General features: G+C 48.3%; 18 protein-coding genes and 10 tRNA genes. 20 read left to right on the forward strand and 8 right to left on the reverse strand.

The window, feature by feature from the left end; translation table 11 throughout:
• Positions 1–100: 100 nt before the first annotated feature.
• From ACO6UX_RS21025 to ACO6UX_RS21070, 10 genes are all read left to right on the forward strand, one after another.
• A tRNA-Ala gene (locus ACO6UX_RS21025) sits at positions 101–176 on the forward strand.
• A gap of 19 nt (positions 177–195) precedes the next feature.
• Positions 196–271 (forward strand) — tRNA-Glu (locus ACO6UX_RS21030).
• A gap of 54 nt (positions 272–325) precedes the next feature.
• Positions 326–401, forward strand: a tRNA-Gly gene (locus tag ACO6UX_RS21035).
• A gap of 35 nt (positions 402–436) precedes the next feature.
• A tRNA-Gly gene (locus ACO6UX_RS21040) sits at positions 437–512 on the forward strand.
• A 36-nt stretch (positions 513–548) separates the two neighbouring features.
• A tRNA-Gly gene (locus ACO6UX_RS21045) sits at positions 549–624 on the forward strand.
• Positions 625–671: 47 nt separating this feature from the next.
• Positions 672–747, forward strand: a tRNA-Glu gene (locus ACO6UX_RS21050).
• Positions 748–798: 51 nt separating this feature from the next.
• A tRNA-Gly gene (locus ACO6UX_RS21055) sits at positions 799–887 on the forward strand.
• Positions 888–934: 47 nt separating this feature from the next.
• Positions 935–1,010 (forward strand) — tRNA-Glu (locus tag ACO6UX_RS21060).
• Between the two features lie 58 nt (positions 1,011–1,068).
• Positions 1,069–1,144: transfer RNA gene (locus ACO6UX_RS21065), tRNA-Ala, on the forward strand.
• A 140-nt stretch (positions 1,145–1,284) separates the two neighbouring features.
• A tRNA-Glu gene (locus ACO6UX_RS21070) sits at positions 1,285–1,360 on the forward strand.
• A gap of 258 nt (positions 1,361–1,618) precedes the next feature.
• Here the strand turns inward: ACO6UX_RS21070 and ACO6UX_RS21075 are convergent.
• Both ACO6UX_RS21075 and fbaA read right to left on the reverse strand, forming a co-directional pair.
• Positions 1,619–1,840: a hypothetical protein gene (locus ACO6UX_RS21075; RefSeq protein WP_101745863.1), complete on the reverse strand. Its 222-nt coding sequence runs from the start codon at positions 1,838–1,840 to the stop codon at positions 1,619–1,621.
• 176 nt (positions 1,841–2,016) lie between these two features.
• On the reverse strand, positions 2,017–3,090 hold the full coding sequence (gene fbaA, locus ACO6UX_RS21080) for a class II fructose-bisphosphate aldolase (protein ID WP_422450273.1): 1,074 nt from the start codon (positions 3,088–3,090) through the stop codon (positions 2,017–2,019).
• 583 nt (positions 3,091–3,673) lie between these two features.
• Between fbaA and ACO6UX_RS21085 the strand changes: the two genes are divergently transcribed.
• A complete protein-coding gene (locus tag ACO6UX_RS21085) occupies positions 3,674–3,886 on the forward strand; it encodes a hypothetical protein (protein WP_422450274.1) in 213 nt (70 codons plus the stop codon).
• Between the two features lie 48 nt (positions 3,887–3,934).
• Positions 3,935–6,550: a bifunctional acetaldehyde-CoA/alcohol dehydrogenase gene (adhE, locus tag ACO6UX_RS21090; RefSeq protein ID WP_422450275.1), complete on the forward strand. Its 2,616-nt coding sequence runs from the start codon at positions 3,935–3,937 to the stop codon at positions 6,548–6,550.
• 69 nt (positions 6,551–6,619) lie between these two features.
• Here the strand turns inward: adhE and ACO6UX_RS21095 are convergent, their stop codons facing one another.
• Positions 6,620–6,913 carry a hypothetical protein gene (locus ACO6UX_RS21095; RefSeq protein WP_422450276.1) on the reverse strand — a complete coding sequence of 98 codons (294 nt, stop codon included), beginning with the start codon at positions 6,911–6,913 and terminating at the stop codon, positions 6,620–6,622.
• Between the two features lie 1,191 nt (positions 6,914–8,104).
• Between ACO6UX_RS21095 and gap the strand changes: the two genes are divergently transcribed.
• The 4 genes from gap to crr all read left to right on the forward strand — a co-directional run bounded on the left by gap (position 8,105) and on the right by crr (position 12,644).
• On the forward strand, positions 8,105–9,115 hold the full coding sequence (gene gap, locus ACO6UX_RS21100) for a type I glyceraldehyde-3-phosphate dehydrogenase (protein WP_209200596.1): 1,011 nt from the start codon (positions 8,105–8,107) through the stop codon (positions 9,113–9,115).
• 350 nt (positions 9,116–9,465) lie between these two features.
• Positions 9,466–10,899: a pyruvate kinase gene (pyk, locus tag ACO6UX_RS21105; RefSeq protein WP_422450277.1), complete on the forward strand. Its 1,434-nt coding sequence runs from the start codon at positions 9,466–9,468 to the stop codon at positions 10,897–10,899.
• A gap of 69 nt (positions 10,900–10,968) precedes the next feature.
• Positions 10,969–11,949, forward strand: a complete 981-nt coding sequence (gene pfkA, locus ACO6UX_RS21110; protein ID WP_422450278.1) for a 6-phosphofructokinase — start codon at positions 10,969–10,971, stop codon at positions 11,947–11,949.
• 188 nt (positions 11,950–12,137) lie between these two features.
• Positions 12,138–12,644 carry a PTS glucose transporter subunit IIA gene (gene crr / locus ACO6UX_RS21115; RefSeq protein ID WP_422450279.1) on the forward strand — a complete coding sequence of 169 codons (507 nt, stop codon included), beginning with the start codon at positions 12,138–12,140 and terminating at the stop codon, positions 12,642–12,644.
• A 267-nt stretch (positions 12,645–12,911) separates the two neighbouring features.
• Here crr and ACO6UX_RS21120 read toward each other — a convergent pair whose 3' ends face one another.
• From ACO6UX_RS21120 to ptsG, 3 genes are all read right to left on the reverse strand, one after another.
• Positions 12,912–13,520 (reverse strand): hypothetical protein, encoded by a 609-nt coding sequence (locus tag ACO6UX_RS21120; RefSeq protein ID WP_422450280.1) that lies wholly within the window; start codon positions 13,518–13,520, stop codon positions 12,912–12,914.
• Positions 13,521–14,195: 675 nt separating this feature from the next.
• Positions 14,196–14,867, reverse strand: coding sequence for a hypothetical protein (locus ACO6UX_RS21125; protein WP_422450281.1), 672 nt, complete (start codon positions 14,865–14,867; stop codon positions 14,196–14,198).
• Between the two features lie 109 nt (positions 14,868–14,976).
• On the reverse strand, positions 14,977–16,410 hold the full coding sequence (ptsG, locus tag ACO6UX_RS21130) for a PTS glucose transporter subunit IIBC (RefSeq protein WP_422450282.1): 1,434 nt from the start codon (positions 16,408–16,410) through the stop codon (positions 14,977–14,979).
• Between the two features lie 584 nt (positions 16,411–16,994).
• Here ptsG and ACO6UX_RS21135 point away from each other — a divergent pair.
• The 4 genes from ACO6UX_RS21135 (at position 16,995) to queF (ending at position 20,677) form a co-directional block, all read left to right on the forward strand.
• The gene (locus ACO6UX_RS21135; protein ID WP_422450283.1) at positions 16,995–17,906 is read left to right on the forward strand and encodes a TIGR01777 family oxidoreductase; all 912 of its coding nucleotides are present in this window, start codon (positions 16,995–16,997) and stop codon (positions 17,904–17,906) included.
• A gap of 129 nt (positions 17,907–18,035) precedes the next feature.
• Entirely contained in the window at positions 18,036–18,983 is a 948-nt protein-coding gene (locus ACO6UX_RS21140; protein ID WP_422450284.1) for an ABC transporter ATP-binding protein, read from the forward strand.
• Entirely contained in the window at positions 18,983–19,813 is an 831-nt protein-coding gene (locus tag ACO6UX_RS21145) for an ABC transporter permease (protein WP_422450285.1), read from the forward strand. The genes ACO6UX_RS21140 and ACO6UX_RS21145 overlap by 1 nt, the downstream gene beginning before the upstream one ends.
• A 12-nt stretch (positions 19,814–19,825) precedes the next feature.
• Positions 19,826–20,677, forward strand: a complete 852-nt coding sequence (gene queF / locus ACO6UX_RS21150) for an NADPH-dependent 7-cyano-7-deazaguanine reductase QueF (RefSeq protein ID WP_422450286.1) — start codon at positions 19,826–19,828, stop codon at positions 20,675–20,677.
• Positions 20,678–20,723: 46 nt separating this feature from the next.
• On the opposite strand, the gene ACO6UX_RS21155 is transcribed toward queF, so the two are convergent.
• Positions 20,724–22,334 carry a hypothetical protein gene (locus ACO6UX_RS21155; protein WP_422450287.1) on the reverse strand — a complete coding sequence of 537 codons (1,611 nt, stop codon included), beginning with the start codon at positions 22,332–22,334 and terminating at the stop codon, positions 20,724–20,726.
• Between the two features lie 300 nt (positions 22,335–22,634).
• Positions 22,635–22,832, reverse strand: coding sequence for an IS66 family transposase (locus ACO6UX_RS21160; protein WP_422450288.1), 198 nt, complete (start codon positions 22,830–22,832; stop codon positions 22,635–22,637).
• Position 22,833: the final 1 nt, after the last annotated feature.

Genomic DNA, 22,833 nt, shown 5'->3' on the forward strand with positions numbered 1-22,833 from the left:
CGCCCTGCGTTTCGGGGGTGGCAAAACAATGCTTCCTTCGAAAGGTGCTAAAGCAAAAGCAGTTGTTGAATACGATAAGTATTGTTACTGCGAAGGTTTTGGGGCTATAGCTCAGCTGGGAGAGCGCAACACTGGCAGTGTTGAGGTCAGCGGTTCGATCCCGCTTAGCTCCACCAAACATCGTTCGATGTTTGCGTCCCCTTCGTCTAGTGGCCTAGGACACCGCCCTTTCACGGCGGTAACAGGGGTTCGAGTCCCCTAGGGGACGCCACTTATTCTCTTGACTTGAGAGCAGGGTTTGAAGAATCCTTAACATGTCTTCATTGCGGGAATAGCTCAGTTGGTAGAGCGCAACCTTGCCAAGGTTGAGGTCGCGAGTTCGAACCTCGTTTCCCGCTCCAGATTAAGACTTGAAGCTGTCTTAAAATGTTTCACTGCGGGAATAGCTCAGTTGGTAGAGCGCAACCTTGCCAAGGTTGAGGTCGCGAGTTCGAACCTCGTTTCCCGCTCCAGATTCAGACTTGAAGCTGTCTTTAAAATGTTTCACTGCGGGAATAGCTCAGTTGGTAGAGCGCAACCTTGCCAAGGTTGAGGTCGCGAGTTCGAGCCTCGTTTCCCGCTCCAAATCTAGAGTTCAAGTGGCTTGATGTTGCTTGGATCAGAAGGATTGCGTCCCCTTCGTCTAGTGGCCTAGGACACCGCCCTTTCACGGCGGTAACAGGGGTTCGAGTCCCCTAGGGGACGCCACTTATTCTCTGACCAGAGAGCAGGAATTGAAGAATCCTTAATATCTTCACTGCGGGAATAGCTCAGTTGGTAGAGCGCAACCTTGCCAAGGTTGAGGTCGCACTTTCTTGTGACAAGATCGAACCTCGTTTCCCGCTCCAAATCTAGAGTTCAAGTGGCTTGATGTTGCTTGGATCAGAAGGATTGCGTCCCCTTCGTCTAGTGGCCTAGGACACCGCCCTTTCACGGCGGTAACAGGGGTTCGAGTCCCCTAGGGGACGCCACTTATTATCAAAATGTTGTATTTGTTATCCAGAATGGCATAATGCGACAGGTTGATATGGGGCTATAGCTCAGCTGGGAGAGCGCAACACTGGCAGTGTTGAGGTCAGCGGTTCGATCCCGCTTAGCTCCACCATTTCTATTGCGGTAATTACTCGGTTGTTAGACCACGCTTTTTCCAGGGTGGCGTCACGCTTTCTTGTGACAAGAGTGCATGCTTTTTTCCAAATCTAGAGCTTAAGTGATGACTGCATCATTTAAGTCAGGAGGTTTTGCGTCCCCTTCGTCTAGTGGCCTAGGACACCGCCCTTTCACGGCGGTAACAGGGGTTCGAGTCCCCTAGGGGACGCCACTTATTCTCTTTCAGAGAGTCGGGGCTGAAAAAATCTTAAAATCACCTTCGCAGTCAGAATAGCTCAGTTGGCAGAATACAGCGCTTGCCAGCGTTGAGGTAGAACTTACTTGTTACAAGAGTCAGCCTCATTTAAACATCCAATCAAAAAAAATCAGCCTGATGGCTGATTTTTTTTGTGTGAATTTTCTTGTTCCCCTTTACCCACCAATCCTTTGTCTTACTCTGACTTGGATCGATCTCTGGCTTAAGTGAGCCTTAACGAGTCTGGGACTGACGTCTCTGCTTTTTCAGAGCTTTAAAGCCTTCTTTCAGTAAATCAACCAGCTTAAAGTCATTCTTGGCCGCATACACCTTGAATTCCCTGGAAAACTCAGGAGATACTCGGAAGCTGAGCCCGACCCATTCATCATTGGATGATTTGGCTTGCTGCTTATTTTTTGTGGTGGTGCTTTTGGGTTGTGCTTTCTGTCTGGGCATGGTCTTCCCCCATTCTTTTTTGTTTAGAGTTGTGTGGATTTATCGTCAAAAGTACTAAAGAGTTTAGAAGAAACGGGGGATTTCGCTGCTTTTGATGTTTTGAGAGGGGGGATTCTGGCTTGAGAGGTTCTGGCGAAGGGGGATAGGCACCGGCAAATGCCGGTGCCTGGCTCTGATTACAGCACGTCGATACTGCTCAGGTCATTATGGGCTTGCTCAAGACGGGAGATCATGGACTCCTGGCCAGCTCGCAGCCAAACCCGTGGGTCGTAGAACTTCTTGTTTGGCTTGTCGGCACCTTCAGGGTTGCCCAGCTGGCCCTGCAGGTAAGCTTCGTTCTTCTTGTAGTAGTTCAGAACGCCTTCCCAGCACGCCCATTGGGTGTCTGTGTCGATGTTCATCTTTACTACGCCGTAAGAGACGGATTCACGGATCTCTTCCAGGGTAGAGCCGGAGCCGCCGTGGAATACGAAGTTCAGTGACTTGGCCGGAAGGCCGAACTTCTCAGAGCAGTACTTCTGGGAGTTGTCGAGAATCTTCGGTGTCAGCTGAACGTTACCTGGCTTGTATACGCCGTGAACGTTGCCGAAAGAAGCGGCGATGGTGAAGCGGTGACTGATCTTGCTCAGAATTTCGTAAGCGTAGGCTACGTCTTCTGGCTGGGTGTACAGCATGGAGCTGTCCATGTGAGAGTTGTCAACGCCGTCTTCTTCACCGCCAGTGCAGCCCAGTTCGAACTCCAGTGTCATGTCCATCTTGGCCATACGCGTCAGGTATTCGGCGCAGGTGGCAATGTTTTCTTCCAGAGACTCTTCAGACAGGTCGATCATGTGCGAAGAGAACAGTGGCTTGCCGTGCTGCTCGTAAAACTCTTCACCCGCAGTCAGCAGAGCATCGATCCATGGCAGCAGTTTGCGTGCGGCGTGGTCAGTGTGAAGGATTACAGGGATGCCGTAAGCTTCAGCAACTGCGTGGACGTATTTTGCACCGGCAATGGCACCCAGGGCACCGGCAGGGTCAGTCTTCAGGCCTTTACCTGAGAAGAAGGACGCACCACCGTTGGAGAACTGAATGATAACAGGAGACTTCACTTTTGCCGCAGCTTCAAGAACTGCGTTGATTGAATCGGTACCAACAACGTTCACTGCTGGCAGCGCAAACTCACCGGCCTTGGCAGCTTCAAAGATTTTCTGAACGTCATCGCCGGTAACTACGCCTGGCTTTACCAGGTCCAGGATTTTTTGGGACATGTGGCTGATTCTTCCTCGATCAGGGGTTAACAGTGTGTTTCAGTTTGAGTACCGTGTCTGGTCAGGACTTCTATTCTTGCAGCTGCCTGAGCATAGCGACATAACCGAATCGTTCGGCATTTTGTCATCAGGGCTGAGAAATTCCGGATTAGACACTTCAAATCCTTGCTAATGATACGGAAAGGTTACAACAGGTAAAGCCTTTTTTCCTGATTAATAAAAAACTATGGCGGGGGGATTTTATAACTGTTGTTTATTGTTGTCTGTTTCTGTTTTTTTCAATGTGGTTGTGTTTTTTTCAGTGGCCGGATTTTGAAAGTGTTGTTTCAGTTTATTGGTTTTTATTGAGAAGGCCGTTTTTTAACAGTTTTTCCGAAGATTTAGTCTGGAAAAAAGCATGTCAATGTATGAATGCTGTTGATCTATTTTGGTCCTCTTTTGGCAAAAAAAATCAATAGTGGTTTTTTGATTTGAATCAGTTTTTTTGAGGTTTTCTTGTGTTGTAATGCTGAAGACAGAGAGCGATATATACCTTAAGTCAAATAAAAAATATTTTTAAATAATTATTTGGAATAAAAATTTTGTGATACCCAATGAACTTGCAAAGCCTAACGCAGGCAATTTTATCGAAGTTGAGAGTTTACCAATAAATGGCAATGGTCAGGCATTAATACTCAGGATGCACTATCTTGAGGAGGTTGAAATAGAAGACGGAGACCTGATGATTGCCAGCTTATTAAACAGCATTTCTATTCTGGGCAAAGATATAAAAAAACAGCCTCGGAATAATAGATAGTTTTTTTAAAGGTTATCTTGGTTAACTACTAGATAGAGGGCGATAATCATGGCCGGAAAAAAGCAGGCTGGAAAAACTGTAAATAAAGATGCAGTTGTTCAGGATGTTGATGCTCAGATTAATGCGTTAATTGAGCGGGCAATGGTGGCAAGGGAGAAGTTTCTCAAGCTGACTCAGGAAGATGTCGACAGGGTCACCAGGGCTATGGCTCTGGCGGGTCAGGCAGCTCATATGGAGCTGGCTCGAATGGCTGTTGAGGAGACCGGTCGTGGTATCCTGGAAGATAAGGTGACCAAAAACATCTTTGCCACCGAATATGTTTACCACTCCATCAAATACGATAAGACCGTAGGCGTTATTGAAGACAACGCCGAAGAAGATTTCATGCTGGTTGCTGAGCCTGTAGGCATTGTGTGTGGGGTGACTCCGGTGACTAACCCGACCTCCACCACCATGTTCAAGTCCATTATTTCTACCAAAACCCGTAACCCGATTATTTTTGCCTTCCACCCCTCCGCTCAGAAATGTTCCAGTGAAGCTGCCCGGATTGTTCGCGATGCGGCGGTTGCGGCCGGTGCCCCTGAAGACTGTGTGCTGTGGGTCGAGTACCCTTCCATTGAAGCGACTCAGAAGCTGATGACGCACCCTGAAGTCGCCGTTATTCTGGCGACCGGTGGCTCCGGCATGGTGCGCGCAGCCTACTCTTCCGGTAAGCCTGCCCTGGGCGTAGGTTCTGGTAACGTACCTTGCATTATTGACCAGTCTGCAGATATCAAGCAGGCCTGTAATGACCTGGTGATGTCCAAGAGCTTCGATAATGGCATGATCTGCGCTTCTGAGCAGGCCGCGATTGTGCATCAGGCGGTCTATAAAGCGGTGGTCAAAGAGCTGAAGTCCCAGAATGTTTACTTCACTACGCCAGAGGAAACCAGTCGACTGGCTGAAGTTGTCATTCATGACGGGCATGTCAACAGTAAGATTGTCGGTATGAAGCCGTCTTATATTGCCGAACTCGCCGGTATCAAGGTGCCTGGGAATACTCGTATTCTGGCTGCAGAAATTGAAGGTGTCGGTCCTGAGTTTCCGCTGTCCCGGGAAAAGCTCTCTCCGGTTCTGGGAGTGCTTAAGGCGAAAGATACCCATCATGCTGTTGAGCTGGCGGATCAAATGCTCAATTTTGGTGGTCTTGGACACTCTGCCGTGTTGCATGCCCAGGATAACCAGGTGATTGATGAGTTCTCTCTGGCCATGAAAGCCGGTCGTATCATTATCAACTCACCCAGTACCCACGGTGCCATTGGTGATATTTACAACACCAATATGCCTTCCCTGACTCTGGGTTGTGGTACCTACGGTGGTAACAGTACCACCTCCAACGTATCTGCGGTAAACCTGATCAATGTCAAGCGTGTTGCCAAGCGCCGGGTCAACATGCAGTGGTTTAAGCTTCCCAGAAAGATTTACTTCGAGGCCAACTCTCTTCAGTACCTTGAAAAGATGCAGGACATCTCTCGTGTATTTATTGTTACTGATGAGATTATTCAGTCCCTGGGTTATGTCGATAAAATCCTTTACCACCTGAGAAAGCGTACAACGCCGGTTCAGGTTGAAATTTTTAATCAGGTTGAGCCTGATCCAAGTCTGGAAACCGTCCGCAATGGTGCCCGGGAAATGGCACGGTTTAATCCGGATGTGATTATTGCCCTGGGCGGTGGTTCACCCATTGATGCAGCCAAGGGAATGTGGCTTTTCTATGAACAGCCGGATGCTGACTTTGCCGGTATGGCCCAGAAATTCCTGGATATCCGCAAGCGCGTCTACAAGTTCCCGCATCTGGGTAAGAAGGCGAAGCTGGTTGCGATTCCGACCACTTCCGGTACCGGTTCTGAGGTAACGTCCTTCGCTGTTATTACCGATAAGGAAAAAGGGGCCAAGTACCCACTGGCTGACTATGAGCTGACTCCGGATGTGGCCATTATTGATCCTAACCTGGTACTGACTGTTCCGAAGAAAGTGACAGCAGATACCGGCCTGGATGTGCTGACTCACGCCATGGAAGCTTATGTGTCGATCATGGCTTCAGATTACACCGATGCTCTGGCGATGAAAGCGATTCAGCTGGTCTTCGATTATCTGCCGCAGTCTTATGAAACCGCTGACCGAAAAGCCCGCGAGAAAATGCACAATGCGTCCTGTATTGCCGGCATGGCATTTGCCAACGCCTTCCTGGGCGTCAACCATGCGATTGCCCATAAGCTGGGTAATGAATTGCATATTTCTCACGGCCAGGCCAATGCGGTATTATTGCCTCACGTGATTGAGTATAACGGCTGCCCTAATCCCACCAAGGTGGCATCATTCCCGAAATATCAGTATTACATTGCCCACGAGAAGTATGCTGAGATTGCCAAAATGCTGGGCCTGCCCGCCAAGACGCCGGAAGAGGGCGTTAAATCCCTGGCCAATGCGGTTCGTGATTTGATGAAGCGCCTGGATATGCCTGCGTCCCTTCAGGAGATTGGTGTGGATGAGTCGCTGTTCAAGAGTAAAATCAGCATGCTGGCTAACCACGCCTTTGAAGATCAGACCACAACGGCGAATCCTCGTTTGCCATTGATTTCCGAGCTTGAGGCACTGCTCACCAAGGCTTATTACGGCAAATAACCTTCGTCTGAAATAGGTCGTATGCCTCTAATCAGAGCTTGGTTAGAGGCATTTTTTTTTAAGTAGTTGTTATTGGCTGTGGGTTAGTCCATCCCAGAAGGCTTTCATTTTGTCCATCAGAGACTGGCCTGCATCTTTTGCCTGTGTGGCAAGTTTTCCCGCTGACTCCTTGCCTTGTTCCAGTTCACAGGCAGTTCGCTCTCCCAGGCATTGTGCTTTGCAAGTGCTGTTGTCCTGCTCATTGATAAGACTCGATGCCTTGCATTTGGCTGCACAAACCGATTGCTTTTGCTCGCAATTCAGCACTTCGGCGGTGATCGTGGAAGAAAAAATCAGCATCCCGACAATAAATAGCTGTTTCATAAAAGACCAATATTAATAAACGATAAGAAGAATGATATTACCAGTTTACTTGATGTTGAGGGTCTGGGTATCAGCAGAAAAATCGATTTGTTGTGTTCTGTGATGTTATTGAGTGTTTAATTTTTTTGGGCCTGTTTCTGCGGTTATATTTTTTATTTATAAAAAATGAAATATTTGATGAATCTAATCATAACCAGTCAGATTGCCTGGCGTTTAAAAATGACTGATTACAAAAAAATTACATTTTTCTGGTGGTGAAAGGATCATACATTTACTGATGTCTTGCTTTCTGTCTTGTAACTATGTTTTTTTGGTTGTTGTTTTTTGATGGGATGGAACAGTTGTCTCTGTTGGTGTGCTTGTTAATGGATTATATTGCTTAAAATTGGTTTTTTTTGTTTTTTTGCTTTCAACCCTGAGTTACGGCAGCTTTGAGATATTTTAAGCGTATCTCTTCAGATACGTAGGTGGTTTCTGTCGTTTTTTTATTGTTGAATAGTTCGTCAGAGTCTTGTGATTAGAACTCTGTGGTCACCGATTCATGTTCATATTTGATAATGTCGATAAATAAGATCTTGCATTGGTGTAGCGGTGAGTGGGCCTGTAACGGGCTTGACTAGGGGGATTACAGTCCGCATTATCCATTTAGGTAAAGGTGCTGATCTGAATGTATGATGACAACGGATCTTGCTGACTGGCTAAGACAGCGTAATAGCGTGGTTCGTTGGGAGTACATATAAGAATTCGGAATCAATCAAAACTGTGACGGCTTTGCTGAATTCCGGTTTTTCGATCAAACTCTATATCACACTGGTGACCTATGAAGCTAACCAGTGGCTTCGACAATCGGTTGATCCCGGATGAGAAGCGGTGTGAAATTATGTGTTATGTATTGTTTTATTTTGCATATTTGTAACTTCGTACCACCAAGAAGTCAACCCTTGTCCGTAAGTTTATGTGCTTCAGGGATACAAGTCCTGTGGAGTGGATTTCGAAATGCGACAGCTAATCAATGTTGTTGTTTGTTTTTAGTGGTGCTGTGACTGGGTAAAATCTGTGATCTGCCGTTAAACCCTGTAGTTAGGTGTTTGGGGTTTGCGATAGGTGTATTTACTGTGCTGCATTCGCTGACGAAATCCTTTTTACTAGAGGCAGGGCGGTAATTCCGCTTTGATTAACGGTATTGGAGACATCATGATCAAGATTGCTATTAATGGCTACGGCCGTATCGGTCGCAACGTACTGCGCGCACTCTACGAAGCTGGCCGTCGCGATGAATACCAGATTGTTGCCATTAATGATCTGGGTGACACCAAAATCAATACTCACCTGACTAAGTACGACACCGTTCATGGCCGTTTCAACGCACAGGTTGAAGAAGGCGAAGGTGCTCTGTTCGTAAACGGTGATGAAATCAAGACTTTCTCTGAGCGTGACCCTTCCAAGCTGCCATGGGGCGAGCTGGGTGTTGACGTTGTCTTTGAATGTACTGGTGTTTTCCGTTCCAAAGATTCCTGCAAGCCACACCTGGATGCTGGTGCCAAGAAAGTTATCATTTCTGCGCCTGGCTCAAACGTTGACGCTACCATCGTTTACGGTGTGAACCACGACACTCTGACTGCAGATATGACCGTTATTTCTAACGCATCCTGCACCACTAACTGTCTGGCTCCTATCGCCAAGCCTCTGAACGATGCTCTGGGCATTGATAAGGGTCTGATGACCACTATCCACGCTTACACCAACGACCAGCGTCTGAGCGATGTATACCACTCTGACCTGTACCGTGCCCGTGCCGCTGCCATGAACATGATTCCAACCGCTACCGGTGCTGCTGCTGCTGTGGGTGAAGTTGTTCCTGAACTGAAAGGCAAGTTCGACGGCATGGCGGTTCGCGTACCGACCATCAACGTCTCTCTGGTGGACCTGAGCTTCGTTGCTGCACGTGAAACCACCGTTGAAGAAGTGAACGAAATCATTGCTATTGCTGCCAAGTCCAACCCGGCCATGGCAACTGTTCTGTCTGTGAACAACGAAGAGCTGGTTTCCATGGACTTCAACCACAGTCCGTTCTCTTCCAACTTCGATGCTACTCAGACTCGTGTTCTGGGCAACCTGGTTAAGGTTATGTCCTGGTACGACAACGAGTGGGGCTTCTCCAACCGTATGCTGGATACGGCCAAGGCCCTGATGAACGCGTAAGGCATTCACCCAGTGAACTCAACACAGGCTCGTTTAACGGGCCTGTGCTGGTTACGATAAATGATATACGTTGGCTGTTGGTAAACAAAGAGAAGACAGTGCTACGGGGCAAGATGGCTCCTATACTCTAACGGCACTTTCTTCTTTTGTTTGCACTCCGTTCAATACATTTGTCCTGCAGAGCAGAGGTGTACAGGTTGTGAACGGCTGCCATGCACATCATTAATCCATTAAGTAGTTGGCCAAATTTCATTTGGTTAACTACTTAAGGCCTGTCGCTTGCTGTAATGACTCCGGTGGAGGCTGAAGGCTCCCACGACAGCGGCGGGTTCACAAGCGAGAGGATTATTATGCTCAGACGCACAAAAATTGTCGCAACCCTGGGACCTGCAACAGAATCTGAAGAACAATTGCAAAAGCTTATTGAAGCTGGCGTCAACGTTGTTCGCCTCAACTTCTCCCACGGTGATCCGGAAGATCACAAAGCCCGTGCCAAAACCATTCGTGAAATTGCTGCAAGGCTGAACCGTCCGGTTGCTATCCTGGGTGATCTGCAGGGGCCAAAGATTCGCATTGGCCGTTTCCAGAATGGCAAGATTCACCTTCCGGATGGCGCAACCTTTCACCTGGATGCCAGCCTTCCCATTGATGACGGCGATGAAACCCAGGTGGGGCTCGGTTATAAAGATCTGCCAAACGACTGCAAGGTTGGTGACATACTGCTGCTTGATGACGGGCGGATCAGCCTGGAAGTCATGGCTATTGATGGTCCGAGCATAAAGACCAAAGCGATCAATGGCGGTGAGCTGTCCAACAACAAGGGCATTAACCTTCAGGGTGGTGGTCTTTCTGCGGCGGCATTAACGGAAAAAGATAAGCAGGACATTCTTCTGGCGGCTGAGCTGGAAGTGGACTATCTGGCAGTATCTTTTGTCCGTCATGCCAGCGATGTTGAAGAAGCCCGTCGTCTACTCCATGAAGCTGGCGGAACCGCCGCTATACTGTCCAAGATTGAGCGGGCCGAGGTGGTGAACGACCATGACCTGCTGGCTGAAATTATTTCCGCATCCGATGCCGTGATGGTTGCCCGTGGTGACCTGGGTGTCGAAATTGGTGATCCTGAGCTGATTGGTGCCCAGAAGCACATGATCAGTGAAGCCCGTCGTCTGAATAAACCGGTCATTACCGCCACTCAGATGATGGAGTCCATGATTCACAACACGCAACCAACCCGGGCAGAAGTGTTTGACGTCGCCAATGCGGTACTGGATGGCACTGATGCCGTGATGTTATCCGGTGAAACCGCCACCGGTAAGCGCCCGGATGAAGTGGTCAAGGCCATGAGTCGCATTTGTCTCGGTGCTGAAAAACAGTCCGTTGAGTACATGACGGAGCGCCGCATTGGTCAGTTTACCAATATTGATGAGGCCATCGCTCAGGCAACCCTGTTTGCAGCTAACCATCAGAGTGACATTAAGGCCATCGTCTGTCTGACGAAAAGTGGTGCCACACCGCTGTGGATGTCCAGAATCAATACCCGCCTTCCTATTTTTGCCCTGACGCGTTACCAGACTACCGAGCGCCGGGTTGCCCTGTATCGTGGCGTGGAAGCGGTGGCTTTTGACAGTGGTACTGAGTACGGCCCGGAAGTCAATGGACGTGCAATTAATGTCCTCAAAGAGCTTGGTCTTTTGGAAGCAGGCGACAAGATTATTCTGACCAAAGGCGAAAGTCAGGAAATCGAAGGTGGTACCAACACCATGCAGATTATCAGCGTAAGCTGAGTCAACAGAACCTATTTATTTCTAATTGCTTTACCAGCAGTTAGGCACTTGGAAGGAGAAGAGCCTGGCATGACCGAATTAAAGAGAGTCGGAGTTTTGACTTCCGGGGGCGACGCTCCCGGTATGAATGCGGCCATCCGTGCCGCTGTTCGTGCCTGCATTTACTACGGTATTGTTCCCGTAGTGATTCAGGAAGGCTACAAAGGGTTGATTGAAAACCGTATGGAAGTGGCGGATGCCCGGACGGTTGCCAATATCATTAATCAGGGGGGGACCTTCCTGAAATCAGCCCGCTGTCAGGAGTTCCGCACCAAAGAAGGCCGTGTAAAGGCTTACGAAAATGCCCGGGCTGCTGAGCTGGATGGTTTGGTGGTGATCGGTGGTGATGGTTCATTCACCGGTGCCATGCTGCTGGAAGAAGAGCATGGTCTGCCCTGTATTGGCGTTCCCGGTACCATCGATAATGACATTTACGGGACAGACTTCACCATCGGTTATGACACAGCCCTGAATACCGTTGTCGAAGCCATCGATAAGATTCGTGATACTGCAACTTCTCACAACCGCCTGTTCTTCATTGAAGTGATGGGCCGTGATGCCGGCTTTATTGCTCTGAACACGGGTATTGCTTCCGGTGCAGAGGATATCCTGATTCCTGAGCAGGAAAAGACGGTTGAAGTGTTCATGGAATCTTTGCAGAAGAGTGGCCGTGCGGGCAAAACCTCCAGCATTATTGTGGTTGCTGAAGGTGATCGCAGTGGCGGTGTTTTTGAACTGTCCCGCGCTGTGGAAGAAAACTTTCCTGAATATGAAGTGAAGGTTACCGTGCTGGGGCATATCCAGCGTGGTGGCAAGCCTACCTGCTTTGACCGTGTTCTGGCCAGTCGTCTTGGTGTTGCTGCTGTAGAAGCGCTGCGCAATGGCGACAGTGGTATTATGGTCGGCGTTCGTGACCAGCAGGTGGTGAAAACCCCGCTGGAAAGAGCAATCAGTAAGCACAACCAGATTGACAATCACCTGATGAAAGTGGCTGAAATCGTTTCGGTTTGATTCTCTGGTGTCCAATGGTTGAATGCTGATCAGCAGATGACTAAAGTTCTTTAAGTCGGAAAAGCCTCTGAACAAGAGGCTTTTTGCTTTCCTCCCAGCCGGTATCAGCCGGTCCCGCATCTGTGAAGCGATCTCATGCCACGAGCAAGCTTCACAGAAGATTGTTGTAACAGCCGCAGGTAACAGTTATGGCTATCTTTGACTCTCTCAAAAAAAGTCTGGGCTTTGGCTCGAATGAGGGAACAGTCCTGAAGGCACCTTTGACGGGTAAGATTGTTCCCATAGAGGACGTTCCGGATCCGGTGTTTGCCGACAAGGTGGTGGGAGATGGTCTGGCCATTGGTCCAACCGGGCATATTATGGTCGCGCCCTGTGATGGTGTGATTGGCAAGATTTTTGAAACCAATCATGCTTTCAGTATGGAAACCCCCTCGGGCGTTGAGCTGTTTGTCCATTTTGGCATTGACACCGTGGAGCTGAAAGGGGAGGGCTTTAAACGGATAGCGACAGAAGGGCAGCGGATTAAAGCGGGTGATCCTGTGGTTGAAGTGGATCTTACTTTGCTGAAGGAAAAGGCGAGAAGTGTGGTAACGCCCATTGTGATCTCCAATATGGATGATGTCAGTCATCTGGAGAAGTCCACAGGGAATGTGCAGGCTGGGATTGATACGCTGTTGACTGTATATATGAAGTGATACCAATTCCACCTTCTAAATATGAACTGCGCAGCCATTTTGAACAGCTGGATCTTCGTTGGAATTCCTCGCAATAGCCCTGCTATTACTCGTCATTCCGCCTTGCCCAGCTGTCCAAAATGACTTGCTCGATCTCATATTTAGAAGGCGGAATTGGTATGAGTCGCTTTCAATGATGGCCAGCCAGACTGGTTTGGCCATTGACAAAAGTCCGCTTATACAAAAACCGTTCAGGCAGGAAAAGTGTCGCGCAGAAACACGACAAAGTCAGTTTTTTGGCATAAATGAAGGGATTTTCATTTGTTGAAACCTGGCTATGTTTTCAGCAAATTCTGGTGCGTCCTTATTAGCCATTGCCATCTCAAGGTCGAAAGCGTCAACTTTCAGATCATCACCAACGACACTGTTGAAGCTTTCTACTGCCTGTTTAAAGTTTGCTTTAGCCACATTAAGGTCAGATTCAAACGCTATGTGAGTATTACTTCTATGACTCAGGTCCTGTAACTCATTTTTACACTTTTGCATCTGTTTCAGGGTATCGCAAAGGTTGGTGAATTTTTTCTCAGTGTCTGGATTTTTGAGGGCCAGATCTATTGGCTGCTCAACACTCTCTTTTCTCTCCGTGCTTGACATAAATGCAGGGATTTTCATTTGTTTATATTTCGCTGCGTCTTCAGCAAATTCTGGCGAGTGTTTATTTGCCATTGCCATCTCAAGGTCTGATGCGTCAATTTGTTTATCCGCACTGACGGATTTATTGAAGCTTTTGACCGCCGCTTTATAGTCTGCTTTTACCAGCTGAACTTCAAGACTGCACACTCGGAATTCTTCCGTACCGCGTGTCAGGTTTTGTAAGTCATTTTTATAAGATTGCATCCGCTCCAAGGTAGAGCAAAGGGTGTCAAAATTCCTTTTGATGGTGGCTGGATTGGCCTGCTTTGCTGGCTGCTCAACATTCTTGCCTCTTGCTGGTTTGTCACTGATGGTTGGGCCGTGTTGCTGTGTTGGCTTGTACTTTTGGGCGTGTCTGTCCCGGATGCTGGTTTTTTCGGGTGTTGACGAAAAACGGGATAACAGGGATGACAGGAATGACTTGAATGTATTTGTTGTTGTAACCTTAAACCCGCGAAAGTCTCCCTCTGATTTATTGGTTTCCGGAGTTTTAACGTCGTTGATTGTCGGTGTCAGGTTGACAGGTTGATGGTCGCCGCCGACTCCATGCATCGCAGTGTCTCCCCAGCACAATTAAGAAGATAGTGAAATATAGTCTATTTGTCGGCTTGTATGGCTAATGAATGAGTGCAAGCCAGAAGGTATCTTTGACGGAATGAATGTTCCCATAAAGGATGTTTCGAATCCCGTGTTTGCTAGGAGGCTGACCGAGAATAGACTGCCCTACGCGGCAACTGCTCCTGCGTTGCCCTAGCTCCTGCATCCATGCAGTCGTGCGGTGGCAGCAAATTGGCCTAAAAAGTCAGAAATTTTTAGCAAATAGAGCCACTATTCACTAAAAATTTCCGACTTTTTATCTTCAGTTTCTCGCAATCCTCGCTACGGACGCTTAAGTCCGACAGGCTCCTGGCGCTTAAGTAGATCAGTTTTCATTTTTTCAAACTTGGCTAAGTCTTTAGCAGATTCAGGCGAGCGTTTTTCCTCCGGCACCTGTAATGCGTCAATATCAATTTTCAGTTGAGGGCCCACCGTTTTATTGAATTTTTGCTGGGCACGGGTACCCTTTTGTTTGGCACCAGCCATGACATTTTGACATTCAGTGATCTGTGCCTTGACTTCCGTGTGTCGCGGGCCATTGACTGCCCCGGGAATCCTCAGAAGCCTGTCGTTAGTGCTATAAAGCTCTGACAGTTCTTCTTGTAACTGTTGTATTTTCTCCAATTCCTGGTTGATTTGAGAAAAGAGTTTCATGGACTTTGGGTTATTACTTGCCTTTTTCAAAGCCTGCTCAAAATCCTGGCTGATGTCTTTGATGCCGTCGTTATCCCTCTCATTAAACAAGGGGTGCAGGGCGGAGGCGAGCACGGTGATATTTCGTGAAGCAAGCTTGGCGTTGTCGGGGATTGATGAATAATTTGCAGAGAGAATATTTCTTACACCTTTAACAACGGTGACTTTGAGCTGGCCAAAAAAGCCTTTGTCAGTCTGGGCATTGCTGTCGTTTGCTGGTGCCAGATTGGCGAGCTGCTGAGTGCCTCCTACTCCATGCATGCGCTTATCTCCGCGATAATTATGAAAATTTTTCTATCGGCTGATTCCTGTCATTCATAAGCACCGCCAGAAGTCCTGAGGCCAGGATGCTTCTGGCGTGATTCCCTTATCACATGGTTTTCATTGCCTCCTGCATTTCGGTACGGATATTGCAGGACTTGGGCCCGAAGATCGCCTGCATATTATGGCCAACTACCACAACTGCGGTTGCGCCCAGTTGTTTTATCCGGTCAATATCGGCATTTTCTGTATTGTTAACGGTGACTCTAAGGCGGGTAATGCAGGCATCCAGGTGTTTAATATTGCCTTGACCGCCAAACGCATTAATCAGGTTAACGGCCAGCTCGCTGGATGGCCCGACATTGACTTCGCTGTCACTTTCATCTTCGCGCCCGGGCGTTTTCAAGTTAAGTGCCAGAATCAATACCCGGAAAATAACATAGTAAAGAACGGCATAGAGTGCCCCGAGAATAATGATCCAGACAGGTTTGGTGGCAATGCCGAAATAGAGCACATAGTCGATCAGGCCATTGGAAAAGGACATGGCCATCTTGATGTTCAGATAGTTGGTGATGGTGTAAGCCATGCCAGCCAGCAACGCGTGCATACCATAGAGCAGCGGAGCAACAAACAGGAAAGAAAATTCAATGGGCTCTGTGATGCCTGTCAGTAACGAGGTCAGTGCTGCAGAGATCATGATACCGCCAGCTTTTGCCCTGTTTTCCGGTTTTGCACAATGCCACATGGCAATGGCAGCAGCAGGCAAACCAAACATTTTGAACAGATAGCCGCCGGCCAGAAAACCGGCGGTTGGGTCTCCGGCAAAGAAGCGGGCAATATCGCCATTAAATACCGTACCGGACTCGTCAATAAATTCACCCATTTCCATATGGAAAGGCACGTTCCAGATGTGGTGCAGGCCAAAAGGGATGAGTAGCCTTTCGACAAAACCGTAAACAAACCCTGCCGCCTCCGGGTTTTCATTCACTGACCAATGGGAAAAGTTATTGATAACGGATTGGACTGGAGGCCAGATAAAGCTCAGCAGAATACCAAGGAAAATGGCACCAATGCCGGTAGCAATGGGGACAAACCGTTTACCGGCAAAGAAACCAAGATACTCCGGTAACTGAATTTTGTAGTATCGGTTAAACATCACTGAAGCCAGTATCCCGACAATGATGCCACCAAAGACGCCGGTATCAATGGTACTAATGCCCATCACCGATGAGGGTTCAAAGCCCAGTTGATTGGCCATGATACCCATGGTGCCGAGCATAATGACAAAGCCAACGACAGCAGCTACTGAAGAAACACCGTCGTTTCCCGCCAGCCCTATGGCCGTACCAATGGCAAAAATCAGCGGCAGATTGCTGAATACGGCACCGCCGGCATGGGCCATAATGCTGGAAATCAGGTCCGGTATGAACGAAAACCCTGCACTGCCCACGCCCAGAAGAATCCCGGCTACAGGCAGTACGGCAACTGGCAGCATTAATGCTTTACCAATTTTTTGCAGCGTACCGAAAGTACTTTTGATCATGAGGGTGGCTCCGGAAAGGGATTAACCGGTCAGACCGCTTCTTGGATAGTAACCGGTCAACTGCAACACCTGCCCGTTATAAATGGCGACGGAGTACAGATACCCTGCTGCAATCAGATTGAGTCAGTCTCGGTTAGTGTTGGAGGAGAAAAACAATAGTCCATAAGAATAGACCAACTGGATGCTTTACTAAGGAGCTTGTCAGATTCTGTTGGTTCGTAGATGAAGCTATTAACAGACGGGTAGGTATATCTCGAAATAACTTGATCTGGATCAAGTGATCGCGTGCGGCTTTTACGTATAATTCAAAGCGTGCACTGGATCAACGAGAGCAGGTCAAACAACAAGAAATGCCCTGCTCCGGGTCTGGGTAGTCAACACCACAGCATGGAAATTAGAATAGAAGCGGGAGCATCAGGGTGGCAGTCAATAAAGCTCAGGTTTGAGGGGACCTGGGCTTTTTTTTATCTTTCCAGAAAATGTTACGATTATTAACGGATGTGAGTATTATTAATCAAATGTAGTTTCCCTGCCCCTGTTGGCAATAAGTCAGATTGGGGCTGAGCAATGGAGCTGATGGATTCATGCAATATCTGATTACCGGTGGTACCGGGTTTATTGGGCGCCGACTGGTTCATCGTCTGCTTAATGAAGGGCATCAGGTGGTCGTGTTGAGTCGTCAACCGGCTAAAGAAGTTCGTCTGCAACTCTCTACCCGGGTAAAGCCTGTTTCCTCGCTATCCGCTGTTAATCCAGCCTCGTATTTTGATGCGGTGATTAATCTCGCCGGGGAGGGCATTCTCGATAAAAGATGGAGCCAGGCTCGCAAAAAGACCCTGCTGGATAGCCGTATTGGGGTAACGTCAGAGCTGGTGGACCTGATTGAGCGGATGGAAAATAAACCGGGCTGTTTCATCAGTGCTTCTGCAATCGGATATTATGGCTTCTCCCGTCCCGGCGAGGAGCTGGATGAGTCCGCAGAAGTGGGCAGTGACTTCGCGGCAACCCTTTGTGATCGCTGGGAACAGGTGGCCAGGCGCGTTGAGACGTTGGGGGTTCGCACCTGTATCGTCAGAATCGGTGTGGTGTTGCACCCCAGTGGCGGAGCGTTGCAGAAGATGCTACCTGTTTTCCGTCTGGGGCTGGGGGGGCCAATTGGCAATGGCCGACAGATCATGTCCTGGATCCATATGGACGATATGCTCAATGCATTGCTCTATCTGGTAAACCATCCGGAAACAAAAGGGGTTTTTAATGCCGTTTCCCCGGAGATTCTGACCAACAAGGCATTTGCCAAAGAGCTTGGGCGTGCGGTTCGCCGACCGGCCATCTTGACCACGCCAGAAAGTGTTCTTGCGTTGATGCTTGGAGAGTCTGCACAGTTGCTAACGGAAGGGCAGGCGGTGACGCCCAGGCGACTTCAGGAAGCAGGCTTTACCTTCGCTTACCCCAATGCCAGAAAGGCTTTGGCATCACTGCTTGCTTACCTGCGATAAACGCTCCTCACTGGCCGGGGGCGTTTCTTATCCTGATCATTGCAGACCGTGTAAATAAATTAACGGTCTCAAAGATTTTTTTATTATAAGATTTCATAACTGATTATAGATATCTCAAGGCTGAGAACCATGACTCAGGCATTGGCCATCAAGAATTTAAAAAAAGTATACGACGGCGGGTTTGTTGCTCTGAAAGGGGTTGACCTGGAGGTCGAGAAAGGCGACTTTTTTGCCTTGCTGGGTCCCAATGGTGCCGGTAAATCAACCACCATCGGCGTGATTTCATCAATGGTCCGAAAGTCTGCCGGGAGTGTCTCTGTCTTCGGCCATGACATTGAGCGTGACCTGGTTCGGGCCAAGCGTTCCCTGGGGGTAGTGCCCCAGGAATTTAATTTTAACCAGTTTGAAAAAGTTGAAGACATCCTGGTCAGTCAGGCTGGCTATTATGGCCTTTCTGCCAGGCAGGCCAGACCCCGTATTGAGCACTACCTGAAAAAACTCGGCTTGTGGGATAAACGCTTTACCCAGTCCCGAATGCTGTCGGGCGGTATGAAGCGACGTTTGATGATTGCCAGGGCGTTGATCCATGAACCTGAATTACTGATTCTTGATGAACCCACCGCAGGCGTGGATATAGAGCTGCGTAGAAGTCTGTGGGAGTTTATCAAAGAGATCAACGACCAGGGCACTACGATTATTCTGACTACCCACTATCTGGAAGAGGCGGAGCAACTCTGTCGTAATATTGCCATCATCGATCAAGGGGAAATCGTGGAAAACACCAGCATGAAACGGCTGCTCAGCCTGTTGCAGAAGGAAAGTTTTGTCCTGGATTTGCGCCAGCCTATTGAACAGATACCGGTGTTTTCAGGCTATAAGGTGAACAAAATTGACAACAACTCCCTGGAAGTTGAAGTGGATAAGAATACAGGCGTGAACGATCTGTTCCGGCAGCTGAGTGAACTTAAAATAGAAGTCGCCAGCATGCGAAATAAAAACAACCGACTGGAAGAGCTTTTTGTCAATATGACCAAAGGTGCCCTGAAAGGTGAAAGCGCAACGGGAGGCGAAGCGTGATGTCAGGCCTGGAACATGGGGGAAGTCGGGGATTGCCAGAAAGGCCGCAACACAGTGAGTTTCGTTATCACTGGGTTGCCTTTGTCACCATCTTTGCCAAGGAAGTGCGGCGCTTTATGCGAATCTGGCCGCAAACTCTGTTACCACCGGCGATTTCCATGGTGCTCTATTTTGTTATTTTCGGGGCGGTGATTGGTTCGCGCATTGGTACCATGAGCGGCTTCAGTTATATGACTTACGTTTTGCCCGGGTTGATCATGATGTCGGTGATTACCAACAGCTTCAGTAACGTGGCCTCCAGTTTTTTCAGCAATAAATTTCAGCGAAGCATTGAAGAGGTGCTGATATCTCCCGTGCCCAACTGGATCATTCTGGCGGGTTATGTGCTGGGAGGGGTGGCCCGGGGTGTGATTACCGGGGCTATCGTCATGGGGTTGGGCCTGTTTTTTGTTGAGCTGGATATCCATGATGTGTTTGCAACTTTACTGGCCGTGGTCATGACCGCCACCCTGTTTGCCCTGGGAGGGTTTATCAATGGCATTTTTGCCAGAAAGTTTGACGATGTATCCATTATTCCGACCTTTGTATTGACGCCCATGACCTACCTTGGTGGTGTCTTTTACTCCATCGAAATCCTGCCCGAATTCTGGCAGAAAGTCTCTATGCTGAATCCGATTCTCTATCAGGTGAATACCTTTCGCTATGGACTTCTGGGGGAGGCAGGTGGTGTTGATACCCGCTTTGCTTTTGCGGTAATGTTGCTGGCGATATTGTTACTGGGTGCTTACAGCTTGCACCTGCTGAAAACGGGTCGAGGTCTGAGAAGTTGATGGTTGTTGGCAATGAATGATGTTCTGCATGCTTCACCGCTGGGTAAAAACAGCGACTACAAATCGGCATACGATCCTTCGCTGCTGTTTCCCATTGAGCGGCAAGACAAGCGTATAGAGCTGGGTATTGATCCGGATAATTTGCCGTTTTACGGTCGTGATCTCTGGTATGGCTATGAGCTTTCCTGGTTAAACCTTTCCGGAAAGCCCGTTGTACGCGTTGCCCGGTTTGAGCTGCCCTGCAGCTCCCCCTGCCTGATTGAATCCAAGTCGTTCAAACTGTATCTCAACTCATTTAATCAATCCCGGTTTGCCAGTGCTGAACAGGTTGCAGACTGTATTGCCCGGGACCTTTCGGCAGCAGCCAAAGCACCGGTGGCAGTGCGGCTATATACCATCAATGAATTTGAGGCTCGTGCTTTTGATCCTGCGCCGGGAACCAATATTGATGAAGTTGATGTCATTGTGGATTGTTACCAGTATGACCCAACGCTCTTGGCCAGAAGCTCAACAGGTGATAAATCAGCGGCTGATAATGGGCTAGTCAGTGAGACGTTGAATACCCATTTGCTGAAATCCAACTGTCCGGTTACAGGTCAGCCTGATTGGGGAACGCTGGTGGTCAGTTATTGTGGTGAGCAGATTGATCATGCATCGCTACTGAAATATGTCTGTTCATTCAGGGACCACCAGGAGTTCCATGAACAGTGTGTTGAGCGAGCGTTTGTTGATCTGCAAAAACACTACAGGTTTACAGAGCTGACGATCTATGCCCAATATCTGCGGCGGGGTGGGCTGGATATTAACCCCTGGCGCAGTAAATCAGATAGCAAACCAGGGGCTCTGCGTTTGATTAGACAATAAGTCTCAATGATTTCTCATCAGGCACAATAAGCGGGAAGGCCGGTGTTTAATCGGTCTTGCTCTTGGTATGCTCGGTCAGATCCCGTAAATCGTCTAATATCTTTGATTTCTTTGTCTCATCGAGTGAAGACAGAGTAACGTTTTGTTCAGCTTCCTTGTAAGCCTGCTGCTCAAGGTAACACCCCTCAAAACGCATTTTCAGTCTTTTTGCCATGTCAATTTCATTTCCGCGGACACAAAACGCAATGAGCGGATTGAGCAGGAACAATTTGTCACTGACCTCTCCGGGAAGGTGCCAAGCGTAAGATGCGATAAAATCCTTGAAATTTGAAATCTCGTGGGGTTCCAGGAACCTGATTACACGTTGCTTTTTTGTCAAAATATCCTTAAGGGTGTCTTTAATTATTTGTTTGCCAGCTGCCTCGGGAGCTGCCAGTTTCAGCAGTTTATCGACATCGTAAGAGCATTGGCGAGATTCTTTCATGAGGGCTTTGACAAGGTCCTTGTCGGTAAGGTGAACTCTGAATTTTTTTGAAATATCTATTGCTCTATCGAAATTAAGCCTGGTAAAACAGAGATTCATGAGGGAGTAAGCCAGCTTGGTATCCTTGATGCCGTGATTGAAAAATTCCTCAAAAAAATTCACTATGTCTTCGTACTTTTCTTCGTCCAGTATTAGTAGCCATTTAGCGTCTTGCAAACATTTTTCCAGCCCGTTAGCCAGAGTATTTTTGGCAAACTCCAGGGATTGGGCATCTTGCAGATTTGCCAGTTTCAGTATTGCTTTGCCATGGTCATAAAGGGAGTGTTCGCCAGGTTCAGCGTCTGGTCCATATTTCCCGATCAGTTTATCGAGAACTTTGCTACTTTCAGCGTCTGATGCGTATTTCTCGTTCAGTTCATCGAGAGCTTTGCTACGTTCAGCGTCTGAATTGCATTGCTGGAGCAGTATTTCGATAGTTTTGGCAGGTTCAGTGAAGGGTGCGTATTCCTGGACCAGTTCATCGAGAGCTATCCTGAGACGGTCTGCTTCAAGATTTGCAGTTGCTTTGCAGGTATCTTTAATATGACAGGCATGGTCGAAATCTTTCCGGTCGAAGAACAACTCAAGAGCTGAATTTGCCAGTGTACTATCATCATGGTCACAACCTGCCAGCAAACAGTCGATAAGCGCTTTAAGCTTATTGTACTCTTCCGGGGGCAAACTACGGATAGATGGTAAGTTATCCTGCAAGACGGTTTTCAGGATATCCCCGGCTTTTTGAGCAGCCTGATCCGGGGATGACAGTTTCAGCGATGCCAATAATGATTGAACCCTTGCGGCATCTTTTGCTTTTACAGCTTCTTTAAGAGCTGACAGAGCCTCTTCCGGATCCATCAGAATTGCGGGCTGCGGATCGGTTGTTATGCCGGTTTCGGATTGTGTGCCTTTACCAGCAGGGCCGCCTTGATCAGAGGAAGAAATTTTTCTGTCGGCAAGGGCCGTATCTGTGCCGGTGCCGGTTTCCAGGAAGCCAATAGCGTGGAGTATGCTGGTAACGACAGCGCCAAAAAAGCTGCTTTCAGCCTTTTCTGGTTTTTCTATTGACTGGTCAGATGGTTCCTGCCCGTTTGAGCTGAGCGGTAGAGGTGATGATTGGAGCTTTGCAGGTTGCATAACTGATTAAGTACCTCGCTAAGGTTATTGTTGTCAGTACTCAAACAGACAATAAAAAAAGCAATTAGTTGCAAACAGTCAAACAAAAGTCTCAGGTTTATCGTAAGCGCCAATAAAACCGCCGTCATAGCCAGCCCAAACTTTACGACTTATCCTTTAGATGCTTTCACTGTCCAAGGTAGCAGCCGCTCCCGTTTCTCAACCGTGTCGGCATAAGGCAGTTCTTTAAAATTGCCCTTTACCTTTTTGCCTGGCTTGGCCTCGCCTTTTTTGGCATCGATAAATTTACGTCTCACATGGTCAAAACACCCAAGCTGCGTTATGCCTTCCTGGCGGCAGACTGCAATCAGGTTGATCAGTTAGTTGCCGGGACAGACGCATCAACCAGTTAGCCATAGTCGTGCGGGTGACCGAACCACCGTAGCAGGCGAGGATTTTTTCCTGCCGGTATAGATGCAGGGCATCACAGAACCTGGCAACAATGATGTAGGCCAGCATG

It is taken from the genome of Endozoicomonas sp. ALB091, from assembly GCF_049310265.1.
GTDB lineage: Bacteria > Pseudomonadota > Gammaproteobacteria > Pseudomonadales > Endozoicomonadaceae > Endozoicomonas.